The organism is Natronomonas amylolytica, from assembly GCF_037031205.1.
Lineage (GTDB): Archaea > Halobacteriota > Halobacteria > Halobacteriales > Haloarculaceae > Natronomonas > Natronomonas amylolytica.
The window spans coordinates 117,165-131,978 of the sequence record NZ_JAYEZM010000004.1; the positions used below are offsets into that span (position 1 = coordinate 117,165).

The following is a 14,814-nucleotide window of genomic DNA, read 5'->3' on the forward strand; positions in this document are numbered from 1 at the left end:
TAGGATACATCACCTCTCGTCGGCCGGGTTACGGCCGTTCCGCAGGAACGCCGCGACTCGCTCTCGTGAGGCCGCAACGCCGCCGATAACGGTAATCGCCGGCGGTTCGATACTTTCCTCGTCGCGCACGTCGACGATAGTCTCCAGCGTTCCGACTGCGACCTGTTGGTCGGGCCACGTCGCCCGTTCGACCAGCGCGACGGGCGTGTCGGGTGCCATCCCCGCCGAAAGCAACGCATCGGTGTACATCGGCAACTTGCCGACGCCCATCAGTACGACGAGCGTCCCGCCGGTCGCCGCCAGCGCCTCCCAGTCGACGGCCGATTCGTCTTTGGTCGGGTCCTCGTGGCCGGTGACGAACGTCACCGACGAGGCGTGGTCGCGGTGGGTGACCGGGACCCCGGCGACTCCGGGGCCGGCGACCGCGCTCGTGATACCGGGGACATACTCGAAGGGAATCTCGTTGGCCGCGAGGTGTTCAGCCTCCTCGCCGCCGCGACCGAAGACGAAGGGGTCGCCGCCCTTGAGACGGACGACGGTGTTGCCCGCCTCGGCCAGTTCGACGAGGCGCCGGTTGGTGTACTCCTGTGAGGTGCGTTCGCCATCGGCCCGCTTGCCCACGTCCTCGCGTTTGGCCTCTGGAATCGAGCCGAGAATCTCGGGGCCCGGCAGTTTGTCGTGGAGGACGACGTCGGCCTCGTCGATGAGTCGCTTGGCCTTGACGGTCAGCAGGTCCGGGTCGCCGGGGCCGCTTCCGACGAGATAGACTTTGCCGGTCATTCGCCCGTCTCCTTGCGGGCCCGTTCGATGAGCTCCGCTGCACCCCGGTCGGCCAGTTCCTCGGCGAACTCCCGGGCGGCCGAGGGGTGTTGTTCGGCCGGGATGTCCTCGGTCGCCTCGATCTCCTCGGTGCCGTCCTGTGAGAGGACGCGCACACGCGTGTGGACGTACTCACCCTGCAGGACCGCGTGGATGCCGATGGGTGCGACACACCCACCGCCAAGTGTCCCGAGAATCGCTCGCTCGACGGTGGTTTCGACCCGTGTTCGCGGGTGGTCGAGGTCGGCATGGAGGCGTTCGGCGAGTTCGTCGTCTCGGGCCGTCACCGCGATGGCACCCTGTCCCGGCGCGGGAACGAACGTCTCCGGGAATCGCTCGTAGTCGAGTTGGGACAGCAGGCCGCTCCGTTCGAGACCGGCCTCAGCGAGCACGATGGCGTCGAATTCCGTGTCGACCTCGCGGCCGAGTGCCTGCCGTTCGAGTTCGGTGCAGTCGTCGAACCACTCGTCCACGGTCCGGTTGAAGACCGCATCGGTTTCGCCCTCCTCGGCATCGACACGGCGCTCGTGTTCGGCCTGCAGGGTCGGCGCCAGCAGTTTCTGGACCCTCGTATCGACGTTCCCTCGCAGCGGCTGGACGTCGAGGTCCGGGCGGGCCGCGAGCAGTTGTGCCTTCCGCCGCAGACTGGAGGTACCCACCGTCGCGCCGTCGGGCAGGTCATCCAACGCCGTGCCCTCCGGCGTGAGGAGTACGTCGCCCGGCGGCGCCCGTTCGGGCAGGCCCGCGACGATGAGGTCCTCCGGGAACTCCGTCGGCATGTCCTTCAGCGAGTGGACGGCCGCATCCACCTCGCCATCGAGGACCTTCTCGTCGAGGCTGCGGACGAAGGCGCCGGTCTTGCCGAGTCGGTGGATGAGTTCGTCCCGTACTTCGTCGCCGGTCGTCGACACCTCCACGAGTTCGACCTCGCGGCGGCGACCCCGCAACTGGTCGGCCACCGACTGGGCCTGCCGCAAGGCGAGGTCGGACCCGCGAGTCGCCAGCCGTATCGTTTCGGTCATACCCGAATCTCCGGTGCGCCGGTTGAAACGCCCTTCGGCTTCTCCGAACGGGAGCCCGTGTTTCCGAGGGCGGCGACGATAAACGAATATTCGATATAGCAAATCGCTGCTGTCCGTCTCCACCGGCTACTACTACGTCCACGTTATACGCTCGGATAGAAGCCCTCGGCGTTTCGGATAGACAAATCGCATCGAAGTCACTGTCGACGTTCGCGTCGAACAGCGGAGAATCGGTGTGCGGAACGGCGCGGTCAGGCCATCTCCGCGCGCTCGCGGATGAGGTCTTCCAGTTCGTCGGGGTCGGTGATCCGTTCGATCTCCTCGCGTTCGATGAGGGCCGTTCCCTTGACGGAGTCCTGTCGCGCACGGTCGACGACGTAGACCGAACGGGTGCGGGTCACCTCGCCGACGGAGGACATGATGCGGGCGCGCTTTTCGGCCGTCCGGTTGAAATCCGAGTGGCCGGTGAGCATCTTGCGTTCGCGCTGTTCGTCCTCGCTGACGGCTTTGAACGGCGCGCGCATCGTCGGGTGGACCTCGAAGCCCACGCGAGTGAGGACGGTGATGAGATGGGAGTCGTCGGGGTCGGCCTCCGGTTCGTCGGGGTCGTCCATCTCGTCGCGCACCTCGTCGGCGCCGTCGAGGACCTCGACGGGGCTGGCCAGCGGCTGGTCGAAGAGGTCCTCAAGTTCCGCGGCGACCTCGACGGAGGCGTTCATGCCGTCCTCGTATTTCGAGACGGTGCGTCGCGAGACGCCGAGTTCGTTGGCGAGTTTGCCGAGCGACCAGTCCCGCTCCGAGCGGGCGTCTTCGAGCAACTCGCCGTCGATGTTGACGTAGAGTCCGCCGGGGGCGGCGTAGATGAGCGGTGGCACCTCCTCGATGAAGAGGTCCATCGCGGTCTCCGGCGAAAACACCGGGACGCCGTGTCGGAAGTAGACGACCCCTGGTTTCAGGTCCTCGTCGCGGGTCCGAAGCCCGATGACGATGGGGGTGGCATCCAGATATTCGCCGAGGCGACGCATCTCGGCGCCGGTGTAGCCGTCGAAGGCATCGATGTTCGCCAGTATCTTCAACAGCAACACGTCGTCACCGCGGCGAGCGGCGATATCGAAGCTCTTCGGCCGGATGGCACACCGGTCGCTCACCGTGAAGCCTGCGTCATCGAGCATCGCGGTGATGTTACCGACCAGTGCGGACCGTGACATAGTGGTATGTAAGCGTTTCGCCGGTTAAATGTGTTTCCCCGAGTCAAACCGCCGCTATCCGGCGGTTATCTACCCAATCGAAGTGGAAATCAAGAGACCGGGACCGAAACCCCGTTGGGATAGCGCCGTCTACGGCCGGTAGTGACCGTCCTCGGCCTCGATGACACGGATTCGCGGGAACGCGGGATGTGTACGACCTACGTCGCCGATACCGTCGCTCGCCGACTGGTCGACGATGGCGCGACCGTCGAGCGCGTCCTCCTGATTCGCTGTAATCCCGCGGTCGAACACAAGACCCGAGGGAACGCGGCGTTGGCGGTTCATACGGACGCATCCGTCGAGACGGCCTTCGAAGCCGCCGAAGGAATCGTCGACGAGCACGCGGAAACCGCCGACGACCGGACCAATCCCGGCCTCGTCGGCGCCCCCGGCAGTCCCGACGGCGTTCCGGACGGTGTCGCCTCGTTCGCTCGCGAAGCCGCCCGGAGTCATCACACCCGCGAGACGGCCCTCGAGCACATCGAAGCGGCCGGCTATCGGACCCGTAGCTGGAAGAACGGCCGCGGGGTCATCGGCGCGCTCGCGGCGGTCGGCGCCTGCCGCGCGTTCGACGACTGGACCTACGAGCACATCGCCTACCGGGAGCCGAGTCGCTGGGGAACCGACCGCAACGTTGACTTCGATTCCGTCTTCGAGGCCGCAGACGACTACTATCCCGAGGTGTGGGATACCGTTGACCGGGAGAGCGGGGAAGCAGTTTGCGTTCCGCGGACGCCGGGGCCCGTACTCTACGGGATTCGTGGAGACGACGCCGAATCGTGTCGTGCCGTTTCGGACCGCATCGAAAGCGAACCGGTCGCCCGCGCACGAACCTTCGTGACGAATCAGGGCACCGACGCCCATCTCCGGGCCGGCACGGTTTCGGGTGCCCGCGCTGGCCACGCCTATCATCTCGATGGACGCGTCGCCGAAGTTCCCGAGACGCGCCGCGGGGGCCACGTCTTCTTCGGCATCGAGGACGACGAGGCGGCCCTCACCTGTGCGGCGTTCGAGCCGACAAAGCGGTTCCGCGATCGGGTCCGAAAGCTTCGCGTCGGCGACCGCCTCACCGTCTGCGGCGAGGTGGGCGACGGGACGTTGAAACTCGAGAAGTTCGCCGTCCGTGCGTTGAACCGGGCGGAACTGGTGACACCGACCTGTCCCGACTGCGGGCGGACGATGGAATCAGCGGGCCGCGGACAGGGCTATCGCTGTCGGGACTGCGGGACGTCGGCCGAGGGGAAAGCCGAACGCCGAATCGACCGCGACCTGGAGGTCGGCTGGTACGAGGTCCCACCGCGAGCGCGGCGGCACATCGCCAAGCCGCTCGTCCGCAGCGGGTTCGACGCACCGATTCACCCCGAAAAATAGACGGGGCGGACGGCTCGAACGAGCCACCGTAGGGGGCCGTTATCCTTTCAGGCCACTGCCAGTCAGCGGCACGACCACGTCGTCGGCCGGCTCGATGACCCCCCGGTCTCGATAGGCACGGAGCGCCGCGGGGGCGACCGCACAGGTCGGTTCCGTGTAGAAGCCGGCCTCGTGGAGACGCTCCAGTTCGGTCGCCACGGCCTTCTCGGAGAGCGCGATGGCATCGCCATCGGTCTCCTCGATAGCATCGAGAATGCGGTCCCGCTGGACCGGTTCTCGAATCTGGATTCCATCCACAATGTCGTTGTGCTGTTCCACAGCGTCTTCGCCGTGGCGTTCCGCGGCGATGGGCGCGTACCCTGCTGCCTGAGCCCCGAGGAGCTTCGGCATGCGGTCGGTCCAGCCGGCGTCCCGAAGCGCTCGGAACCCGTAGTAGGCACCGAGGAACAGCGTGCCGTGGCCCAGCGGCGTGACGACGGCATCGGGGACCGACCAGTCCCGCTGGTGGGCCACCTCGTAGGCGAAGGTGGCCGTCCCGGCGAAGAAGGCGGGGTTCCACGCGTGGCTGGCGTACCACGCGTCGCCGTCTTTGACCGCGTCGATGCAGGCATCGGTGACGTCCTGTCGCGTTCCTTCGATGCGAGTGACGGTCGCTCCGGCGCGGCGGATGGCCTTGACCTTCGACTCCTTGACGCCTGCGGGAACGTAGATCTCGGCAGGAATGTCCGCGCGTGCCGCGTAGGTGGCGATGGCGGCGCCGGCGTTGCCGGAGGAGTCCTCGACGACGCGGTCCGCACCGACCTCCCTCGCGCGGGTGAGCGTCGTCGTCGCGCCGCGGTCCTTGAACGACCCGGTGGGGAAGACGTACTCCAGTTTGAACGTCGCGTCCCACTCGGGTGCCTCGACCAGCGGCGTATAGCCCTCTCCGAGCGTGACGCGGTCCTCGGACTCCGCGCCGACGGGCAGGAACTCCTCGAAGGTCCACAGGCCGTCGCGGGGGTCGAGGGACGCTTTCTCGGGCGAATCGACCGACGGGAGCGACTGGTCGGCGAACGCCAACGGTGCGCCGCATTCACAGCGCCAGCGGTCGGCGTAGGTCCGACCGCACTCAGGACAGGCGAGGTCCATACCGGTAGGTCGGCGGACGCATCCCTGTGGGTTTCGGTGGCGAACAGGCGGAACGCTTCCGGGCGACTATCCGTATTCCACGCTACTGTCTCGGCGGATAGCCGGCGACTCGTCAGGTCACGGGCCGTCTGGCCGCGCTATCACTTAAAAAGAGTCGGCCAGTTCTACATCGACGTGGGCGCTTCCACACCGAGCACGTCGAGGGCGTTGGCCATCGCGTGTTTGGAGGCGGCGACCAGCGCCAGGCGCGCGGCGCGGGTGTCCTCATCGTCGGCGGTGAGGACGGGACATTCCCGATAGAAGGTGTTGAACTGGTCGGCGAGTTCGCGGGTGTAGGTGGCGAGTTGATGGGGTTCGAGGTCCTCGGCGGCCTCGTCGATGACGCCCGGGAGGCGGGCGACGGCGCGGATGAGGTCGCGTTCGGCGTCGGTCGTCAGGTGCCCAGTGTCGGCGACCGGTTCGATGTCGCCGGCCTCGTCCAGGATTCCACAACAGCGCGCGTGGACGTACTGGACGTAGGGCGCCGACTGGGCCTCGAAGTCGAGTGCTTGCTCCCACTCGAAGGTGATGCCCTTTGTCGGCTGTTTGGAGACGATGTCGTAGCGGACGGCGCCGACGCCGACCTGTCGGGCGATGCGCTCGATATCCTCTTCGTCGAGTTCGTCGTCCCGGAGGCGGTCCTCGACGCGGTCCTCGACTTCCTCGCGGGCGCGTGTGATGGCCTCGTCGAGCAGGTCGTCCAGTTGGACGCCGGTGCCCTTCCGGGTGGACATCTTGCCCTCGGGGAGGTTGACGTAGGAGTAGATGACGTTCGCCAGTTGGTCGGTATCGTTGCCCAGCAGTTCGAGGGCCGACTGCAGTTGGTCGGCCTGGAGTTTGTGGTCCTCGCCGAGGACTGTGACGGCGCGGTCGAAGTTGTCGAACTTCCATTCGTGGTGGGCGAGGTCACGGGTGGTATAGAGGGAGGTGCCGTCGGCGCGAAGGAAGACGAGGTTCTTGTCGATGTCCTCGAATTCGAGTTGCCACGCGTCCTCCTCGTAGACGGCCCGGTCGTGGTCTTTGAGTCGGCCGACGATGTCGTCCGTGGAGCCGTCTCGCATGAAGCGGGTCTCCTTGACGAACTCGTCGAACTCGGCGGGCAGGCGACCGAGACACTCCTTCATCCCACCGAGGACGGTGTCGACGACCTCCTCGACGCGCTCGTAGACGGCCTCGTCGCCCTCTTCGAGGCCCTGCAGGATGGCCTGAATCTCGTCTTCGGCTTCCTCGACGGCCTCGGGGTCGGCGTTCTCGAGGAAGTCGTTGCCCTTCCGGTAGTAGCGGACCATCCGGTATTCGGCGCGGTCACGGGCCGGTTCGGGGAGGTCCGATTCGTCGAAGGTCTCGTAGGCCCACGTGAAGACGGCAATCTGACGGCCGGCGTCGTTGACGTAGTAGTGGCGTTCGACGTCGTAACCGGCGTAATCTAGCAGGTTCGCGACGGCGTCGCCGATTATCGGATTGCGCGCGCGGCCGACGTGGACGGGGCCGGTCGGGTTCGCGGAGGTGTGTTCGACGACGACGGAGGTGTCGCGGTCGTCGAGTGCGCCGTAGTCGGACGCCTGTCCGGCCTCGACCGCACCCTCGAAGTAGGACTCGTCGGGCAGGAAGTTGAGGTAGGGGCCCTGTGGTTCGACGGCAGCGATGTAGTCGTAGTCGTCGGTGTCGATCTCGTCGGCGAGTTCGGCGGCGACCTGCGGTGGCGGCGCCTGTGCTTCGCCGGCCAACCGGAAGGCGACGCTGGAGGCCAACACGGCGTCGACGTCTTCCGGGGGCTCCTCGATGCCGAGGTCGTCGGTCGGGTAGCCGTTGGCTTCGAGGGCCTCCCGAAGCGCCCGGGTAACCGACTCGCGGAACGCAAGGAACATACCTGCACTTCCCGAGCGCGGGGTATAGGGATAACGGGTTAGCGGCGCGAATCAGTTCTCGTGGGTCGTACTACTGGGGGCGTATCGACGCTCTCGAAAACGAACAGACTGAGGTAAGTCGGGGGTTCTCGACTGCGGACGCGCGGGAGACGGTGCTCGTGACGGCTTAGACGTTCTCGACGGGGTTCCCGGCCGCGAGTGCGGTCAGACAGTCCTCGACGGAGGCGTCCTCGTCGGCGCGGGGGTAGAGACCGGTCAGTTCGCCGTCCTCGCGGATGGCGATGCAGATGTCGGCGAACTCGACGGTGCGTCCGTGTGAACCATCACCGCTACGCTCCTCGAAGCCCGGTTCGAGCGCATCGGCGCCGACCGCCTCGACGAACTCGTCGTAGCAGGCAAGCGCCGCGGCGGCGGGGCCGTCGGTCGGTGCCTCGACCGTCTTCGGCCAGCGGGTGACGCGAACCTCGTCGACGACTTCGGCGGCTTCGAGCCGGTCGAAGTTGTCCAGCACCGAGCGCAGGCGGTCGTGGCTCTCCGCCGAAAGGGAGTCGGCGACGTAGACGGTCACCGTACCGTCGAGTGCGTCCCTTCCGGCCGCCTTGATTATGGTCGGTTCCCCGTCGGATGTCCCCCACACGTCGAGTCCGCGAAGCATATCTGAGAACCTCCGAGACGACCCATAAGGATTCTGTACAATGTGTATTAGGGGTTTCTACGTGAACACCCGACACACCTGCTAGCGGGTGTACCGTCCTGCGTTCGGGCAGGACCAACGCCGTTCTCGACACCCGAACCACGGCCTTTAGGGCGTCCTGCGTCTAGGGGCGGATATGCCCAAGCAGGTCAGCGACCCCGATTACCACAGCGAGAACCACACGGCCGCCCAGACCTGCGGGTGGACGGCCAACGCCCTCCGGGGAGAGGGCCGCTGTTACAAGAACCACTTCTACGGTATCCAATCGCACCGCTGTATCCAGATGACGCCCGTCGTCAAATGCAACGAGCGGTGTGTCTTCTGCTGGCGGGACCACTCCGGCCACGCCTACGAACTCGACGGCGTTGAGTGGGACGACCCCGAGGCGGTCGTCGACGCCTCCATCGACCTCCAGCGAAAACTCCTCTCGGGCTTCGGCGGCAACGACGACGTCCCCCGCGAGGTCTTCGAGGAGGCCATGGAACCCCGCCACGTCGCCATCTCCCTGGACGGCGAACCGACGCTCTATCCCTACCTCCCGGAACTCATCGAGGCCTTCCACGACCGCGATATCACCACGTTCCTCGTCTCGAACGGCACCAACCCCGAGGTGCTCGCCGAATGCGACCCCACCCAACTCTACGTCAGCGTCGACGCCCCCGACCGCAAGACCTTCGACGAGGTCGTCAAGGCCGTCGACGACGACGCGTGGGACAACCTCATCGAGACGCTCGACGTGCTGGCCGAGAAAGACGAGACCCGCACCGTCCTTCGGACCACTCTCCTGAACGGGTACAACATGGAGACGCCCGAGTGGTACGCCGCGATGGTCGACCGCGCCGACGCAGACTTCGTCGAGATGAAGGCCTACATGCACGTCGGCAACTCCCGCGACCGACTGGACCGCGACATCATGCCCGAACACGAGGACGTCCTCGAATTCACCGAGGCCGTCGGCGAGTACCTGCCGGAGTTCCCCGTGATTCGGGACATCGAGGCGTCTCGGGTGGCGCTGCTCGCGCGCGAGGAGGATACGTGGGTGCCCGAACTCAAGGGCGGCTCCGAGTTCTGGAGTGAGGGCACCTACGCGAAAAGCGACTAGGAGTCTGGTTTTCTTGGGATTTGGGCTGATTTTCAGTATTCTTTCCCGGTAGCAACGCCTCCGAAGCCCTCGGCCGGGTCGACTCGCGCGGCTCGCTGCGCGCCTCGCTCACCCTGTTCGCTCGGTGCTTGCGTCGCCGTGCTTCGTCCACCCGGTCGTTCGAAAGGCGCTCCGCGCCTTTCGTGATGACGAGAGAGCTTCGCTCTCTCGAACCACCTCGCCCTTCGAGTCCGCCAGGAAACCGCATCCACACACCTCCCCAGCCGACTCCCTCACCCTCGCTTCGCTCGGGTTCAGTCGTCCCTCGCACGGTTTCGTCCGACCGCCGCTCGGGTGAGCCTCGCGGCGGTCGACCAGCGCGCGCTATTTATAAAATCAATCGGCCGGGAGCGCGTGCGGCCGGAGGCCGTCGCGCGACATGCGCGGCGCTACGCGCCGCGATGTAGGTCCGCGGGCCGCAGGCCCGCGCAACCCGGGGAAGGGCAGGGCTGTGCAGTCCTTGGTGGAATGAAAGGGCGAGGCGCGCTGGCGTTTATATAGTCGTCTCAGCGACCCCTATCCGAACGTAGTGAGGATATGTCGCTGAGCGACCGCCAGCGCGCCGAGGGCTTTCTGGCTGTTGGCGGTCACGCAGTCACCAGACTTCATTTATAAACAACCGCCATAGACAGAGCCTGAAACTACTCCGGGAACGGAACCTCGATTTCGTCGCCGTCGTCGGGCACGAAAGCACGCTCTCCTTCGAACACTTCACGCGCTTCCCGCTCGATGGGCGAGACGTTGCCGGCGTATCGAGAGGAGACGTGAACGAGCGCCAGCTGTTTCACGCCGGCCTCGTTGGCGAGTTCGGCGGCGCGGGCGGCGGTGGTGTGAGCGGTCTGTCCGGCGCGGCCGGCGTTGTCGGCGGCGAAGGTGGCGTCGTGAATCAGCAGGTCGGCGTTCTCCGAGACCTCGATGGTACGGTCCGAGGGGCGGGTGTCGCCGGTGTAGACGAGTCGGCGGCCGGGGCGGGGGTCGCCGACGACCTGTTCGGGTTCGACGACGGTGCCGTCTTCGAGTTCGACGCTTTCGCCGGCGTGGAGTTGCTGGAACTTCGGGCCGACGGGGACGCCCAACTCCTCGGCGCGGTCGCGGTGGAACCGGCCCTTGCGTTTCTCCTCGATGAGCACGTAGCCGACCGACCGGGCGTCGTGGTCGGTCTCGAAGGCGCGGATTTCGTAGTCGTCGGCCTCGTAGGCCACGTCGCCGTCGGTGACGGGGTCGATGTGGACGGGAAAGGAAGGGTCGGTGCCGGTCGCCGAGATGAGACGGTCGATGTCGGGCTGGGTGCCGACCGGAACGTGGAGGGTAATGGGCGCCTCCCGCTCGTTGAAGTCCATCGTCTGAAGGAGGCCGGGGATGCCGAGAACGTGGTCGCCGTGGAGGTGTGTGACGAACATCTCGTCGACGGCGAAGCCGGTGCCGAAGCGCATCATCTGCCGTTGGGTCCCCTCGCCGCAGTCGAAGAGGAAGCGGTCGCCCTCCCGGCGGACGAAGACCGAACTCGTGTTCCGCTGGGTGGTCGGCACGGCCCCACCCGTCCCGAGGAACGTCACACACAGAGACATACCCGGGGCAAGCGGCGGCGCGGATAAACCCGCTTCGGTGTGCGGGTGGTAGGTCGGAACCGCGTGGCCGGCAGGTACTTCCGCTGGCTCCCGCTAACAGGGGTTACGATGACATCGGGCTCCGACGCGTCCCTCCCTGCTCGTGCGAACCCGCGCGAGTGGACCCGACGCCAGTTGCTCGCGGTCCTCGGCGCCGGCGGCCTCGGTGGCGCCGCCGTCGGCGGGCGAATGCTCTCCGACCCCGAGGACGCCGAGACGAGTTCGGTCGACGAGGCGGAGTCCCGCGCGCTCGCCGAGCAGTTCGCCCCCGAGGTCTACTACGACCGCTACGAGAAGTGGTTCATGACTGACCCCCGTCCCTACACGACCGACCGGGACGGCGAGACGGTCGTCGACGGCTTCGCCGCTCTCAACGACTACACCCGCGCCTTCGAGGAGGCGGGCGAACCGCCCGAGTCGGTCGTCTTCTACAACGCCGTCCAGTACGAGGACTCACCGCTCGCGGTCGTCCAGTACTGGATGTACTCGGCCTTCGACCAGTTCGCGACGAACTTCCACTGGCACGACTGGGAGGTGCTGCACGTCTTCGTCGACACCGAAACCGAGGAGGTCCAACTCTACGTCGCCAGCGCCCACAGTCGGAAGATACCGAACAACGAATATCTCGACCCCGACGCCCAACCCGCTATCGTTACCGAACTCGGAGCCCACGCCAGCGGCCTCGGCGTCAACGCCAACCCGGACCGCTTCCAGCGGTTCCCGACCGGCGACCTCGGTGCCGATATCACGAACCAGCTCGTCGAGGGCGTCGAGGAACTCGCCGAGATTCCGCTCGCCTACGGCCTCCCGCGCGACGAGAACCTGACGCTGGCGTTCGCGATGCCGACCCTCGATGGCCAACCCCTCTACGAGGACGACCGCCTGCCCGACGTGCCCCGCGAGGCGTTCATCGACGCCGACCTGACGGTCCGGTCCTTCAGCGACCTCGCCGCCCCGCCGACCGACTTCCCGACGCGGGAGACGGGCCTGCACTTCGCGGCCGAGGTGGACGACGACGCGGACCCGGACCACGAGTACCGACTCGAACCCTCGACCGAACTCGAAGACATCGGCGGCTTCGTCGGGCCGATGCTCCGCTTCGAGTTCTCGATTCCCGACTTCGCCGAGGACGCCATCGCCGGCCACCTCACCACCTCCGGCGTCCCGTGGGACCAACCGCGCTACGAGAACCCCGGAGCGGACATCACGGACCCGAACCACCGGCGGATGCTGGCGGACCGCTACGACGCCATCGACTACGGCGGCCCGACCACCTCGCTTGTGGGCGCCATCGGCGAGGCCGTCGAGGACGCCGAGGCCCCGGACGGCAACGGCGTGACGACGGCGGCCACCGGCACGCTCGCCTTCTGTCTGCTGGAAAGCGACCCGACGGCCGTGCCGAGCGTCGGCGGCGCCGTCGTGATGCAGGACGTCGACCCCGGCGAGCACCGCCTGACGGTCAACGCTCCCGGAACAGCCCCCTACAGCGAACGGCTCTCGGTCGGCGAGGAAAGCGAGACGCCCACCACTCCCGGAGCTGACGGACAGGTCACGCTCGTCGCGAACGAGAACGCCGTCAAAATCGACGGCGATTCCAGCGACGGCCCGGACATCGAGCGGGTCGCCATCGAGGACGACTTCGGCGGCCGCCTGTTCGAATTCAAGCCGGATTCCCCCGACAAGTTCGCGGCCTACGTCCACAGCGGGGGCGCCTACACGACCGAGATTCGCGACACCGAGGGGACGCCCGGCGCCTACCGCGTCAACCCGGGCGAGGAGAACCGCCGGACCATCGAGAACCCACGGACCGGGAAGGCCTCGCTGGCCGAGTTCGTCGCGAACATCACGACCGAGACCTCCGAGCAGGCTCCCGCGTTTTCGGGCGACGACGATACCAGCGACGACGGCGATTCCGACGACGACGATGACGACCTCACGGAGACGCCGACGGACGGCGGCGGCGGTGGCGGCCCGACCGACGACATCGACGTCAGCGGCGTCACGGGGCTTCAGCGCGCGCTTCAGGCGGTCGCCGAGTCCGCCCAGCGGGCCGTCGAACGCGCCGAACAGTCCGACACGCGGGGCGCCGACCGCGCGCTGGAGGCGGCCCGAACGCGGCTGGAGAAGGTCGGCGAGGCGCTGCAAAAGAACGACTTCGACGAGACGCTGAACGCGACCGTTCAGAACCGCCTCGAACAGGCACAGCGGCGTATCGAGCAGGCCCTGGAAACCGAAAAAGCTTGAGTAGGTTCGTCTGAAGATTTCGTAGAGTCGTTCGCTGGCGGGTCTGAGGTGAGGTGTCCGTTCGAAGGGAAGTTCTTACCTATCAATCGAGCAGAGAGGACGTAGAACCGTTAATTCGTCAATATCGAAGTCATTTCTACTGCTTAAATTAGTCAACTTCGGGAACCCAGAGGTGTAGAACCGATACCGTCCCCCTTGCCTCCCTTCCACGATAAACGTGTCACCGTCGACGCTTGTAACGGGTTGTGGACTCGTCCTTCCATTCCACAATAGATAGTCCCCTTCCTGTACCTCCTGTAGCCTCTCTTTGATATTGTTCTCTCTCATCCACGGTGCAATCGTACTCCGAAATCATATTTTTATCTCCTACACCGATCGAACCGGGGAGCAACGAGCAGGTCGCATAACCAACACCCCATTTATTAATCCGCATACGAGCATCCGCCGAGTGGGGCGTCCGGAGGTCGTCCCCGAGGCAGTTCCCGGCGCCGACCGAAGGGAGGCGCCGTAGCGACGAGTGACTAACGCGCCCGAAGGGCGCGGCAGGAACGAGTCGCGCATATTTTCCCCATGTTTTTGCCGACCCGGCGGCTATGCCGCCGGGTCGTGCAAAAAGTGGCTAGACGTACAGGAACCAGTCGTCGTAGCCGCCGAGTTCCCCGTTGACGAGGTCGAAGAACTGCTGTTGGATCTGCTCGGTGACGGGACCGCGGGAGCCGTTGCCGATTTCGGTGTCGTCGACGCTCCGAATCGGGGTGACTTCGGCGGCGGTCCCCGAGAAGAACAGTTCGTCGGCGGTGTAGAGTTGGCCGCGCGAGATGGCCGTATCGTCGTGGACCGTATAGCCCATGTCGCGGGCCAGTTTGATGACGGTATCGCGGGTGATGCCGTCGAGGATGGACTCGGAGAGACCCGTGGTGTAGATTTCGCCGTCGTTGACCATGAAGATGTTCTCGCCGGGGCCTTCCGCGACGTTGCCCTCCTTGTTGAGGACGATGGCCTCGACGTAGCCGTTGCGGCGGGCCTCCTCGCCGGCGAGCATGGAGTTGACGTAGGGGCCGGTGGCCTTCACGTTGGTCGGAATCTGGCTGGAGGCGTGCTTGCGCCACGACGAGACCATCACGTCGACGCCGTTCTCGATGGCGTTCTCGCCGAGGTAGGTGCCCCACGGCCAGCAGGCGACCATCGTCTCGGTCGGGCAGTCTTTCGGCGAGACGCCCAGCGAGTTGTAGCCGTAGTAGACGAGCGGCCGAATGTAACAGGATTCGAGGTCCTGCCGGCGGATGAGTTCCAGCGTCGCCTCGGTGAGTTCCTCGCGGGTGTGTTCGATGTCGTGGTCCAGCACCTTCGCCGAATCGAACAGCCGGTCGAGGTGTTCCTCCCACCGGAAGAGCGCGGGGCCGCTGGCCGTATCGTAACAGCGGGCGCCCTCGAAGACGGCCGTCCCGTAGTGCAGCGAGTGCGTCAGGATGTGGGTCTGTGCGTCGTCCCAGTCGACGAACTCACCGTCCTGCCAGATGGTGTCGACGTCCATTTCCTCGAAAGACATACTCAGTCTGTGGACCGGGCCCGTAATGAGTGTTGACGATTACTGCCGGGGTATGCGGCCCCTACATCTCTATCGGACCGCCTAT

At 66.1% G+C, this 14,814-nt stretch carries 11 protein-coding genes; 3 read left to right on the plus strand and 8 right to left on the minus strand.

The genetic code is table 11. From position 1 onward, the window contains the following. Positions 1-9 precede the first annotated feature (9 nt). The 3 genes from cobA to U5914_RS06260 all read right to left on the minus strand — a co-directional run bounded on the left by cobA (position 10) and on the right by U5914_RS06260 (position 3,049). Positions 10-780 (minus strand): uroporphyrinogen-III C-methyltransferase, encoded by a 771-nt coding sequence (gene cobA, locus U5914_RS06250; protein WP_336134899.1) that lies wholly within the window; start codon positions 778-780, stop codon positions 10-12. Beyond that, positions 777-1,841 (minus strand): hydroxymethylbilane synthase, encoded by a 1,065-nt coding sequence (hemC, locus tag U5914_RS06255; protein WP_336134900.1) that lies wholly within the window; start codon positions 1,839-1,841, stop codon positions 777-779. Before hemC ends, cobA begins: the two co-directional genes overlap by 4 nt. A 251-nt stretch (positions 1,842-2,092) precedes the next feature. Next, positions 2,093-3,049: a transcriptional regulator gene (locus U5914_RS06260; RefSeq protein ID WP_336134901.1), complete on the minus strand. Its 957-nt coding sequence runs from the start codon at positions 3,047-3,049 to the stop codon at positions 2,093-2,095. 141 nt (positions 3,050-3,190) lie between these two features. On the opposite strand from U5914_RS06260, the gene U5914_RS06265 reads away from it, so the two are divergent. Beyond that, entirely contained in the window at positions 3,191-4,459 is a 1,269-nt protein-coding gene (locus U5914_RS06265; RefSeq protein WP_336134902.1) for a tRNA(Ile)(2)-agmatinylcytidine synthase, read from the plus strand. Between the two features lie 39 nt (positions 4,460-4,498). Here U5914_RS06265 and U5914_RS06270 read toward each other — a convergent pair whose 3' ends face one another. The 3 genes from U5914_RS06270 to U5914_RS06280 form a co-directional block, all read right to left on the minus strand. Beyond that, on the minus strand, positions 4,499-5,587 hold the full coding sequence (locus U5914_RS06270) for a pyridoxal-phosphate dependent enzyme (protein ID WP_336134903.1): 1,089 nt from the start codon (positions 5,585-5,587) through the stop codon (positions 4,499-4,501). Between the two features lie 164 nt (positions 5,588-5,751). Further along, positions 5,752-7,494 carry an arginine--tRNA ligase gene (gene argS, locus U5914_RS06275; protein WP_336134904.1) on the minus strand — a complete coding sequence of 581 codons (1,743 nt, stop codon included), beginning with the start codon at positions 7,492-7,494 and terminating at the stop codon, positions 5,752-5,754. Between the two features lie 166 nt (positions 7,495-7,660). After that, positions 7,661-8,149 carry an HTH domain-containing protein gene (locus U5914_RS06280; protein ID WP_336134905.1) on the minus strand — a complete coding sequence of 163 codons (489 nt, stop codon included), beginning with the start codon at positions 8,147-8,149 and terminating at the stop codon, positions 7,661-7,663. Positions 8,150-8,324: 175 nt separating this feature from the next. On the opposite strand from U5914_RS06280, the gene twy1 reads away from it, so the two are divergent. Then, a complete protein-coding gene (twy1, locus tag U5914_RS06285) occupies positions 8,325-9,290 on the plus strand; it encodes a 4-demethylwyosine synthase TYW1 (RefSeq protein ID WP_336134906.1) in 966 nt (321 codons plus the stop codon). A gap of 680 nt (positions 9,291-9,970) precedes the next feature. Here the strand turns inward: twy1 and rnz are convergent. Beyond that, positions 9,971-10,897 carry a ribonuclease Z gene (gene rnz, locus U5914_RS06290; protein WP_336134907.1) on the minus strand — a complete coding sequence of 309 codons (927 nt, stop codon included), beginning with the start codon at positions 10,895-10,897 and terminating at the stop codon, positions 9,971-9,973. 108 nt (positions 10,898-11,005) lie between these two features. Here rnz and U5914_RS06295 point away from each other — a divergent pair, with 108 nt between their 5' ends. Further along, entirely contained in the window at positions 11,006-13,180 is a 2,175-nt protein-coding gene (locus tag U5914_RS06295) for a hypothetical protein (protein WP_336134908.1), read from the plus strand. A 619-nt stretch (positions 13,181-13,799) separates the two neighbouring features. On the opposite strand, the gene U5914_RS06300 is transcribed toward U5914_RS06295, so the two are convergent. Continuing rightward, a complete protein-coding gene (locus tag U5914_RS06300; protein WP_336134909.1) occupies positions 13,800-14,729 on the minus strand; it encodes a branched-chain amino acid transaminase in 930 nt (309 codons plus the stop codon). Between the last annotated feature and the right edge of the window lie 85 nt (positions 14,730-14,814).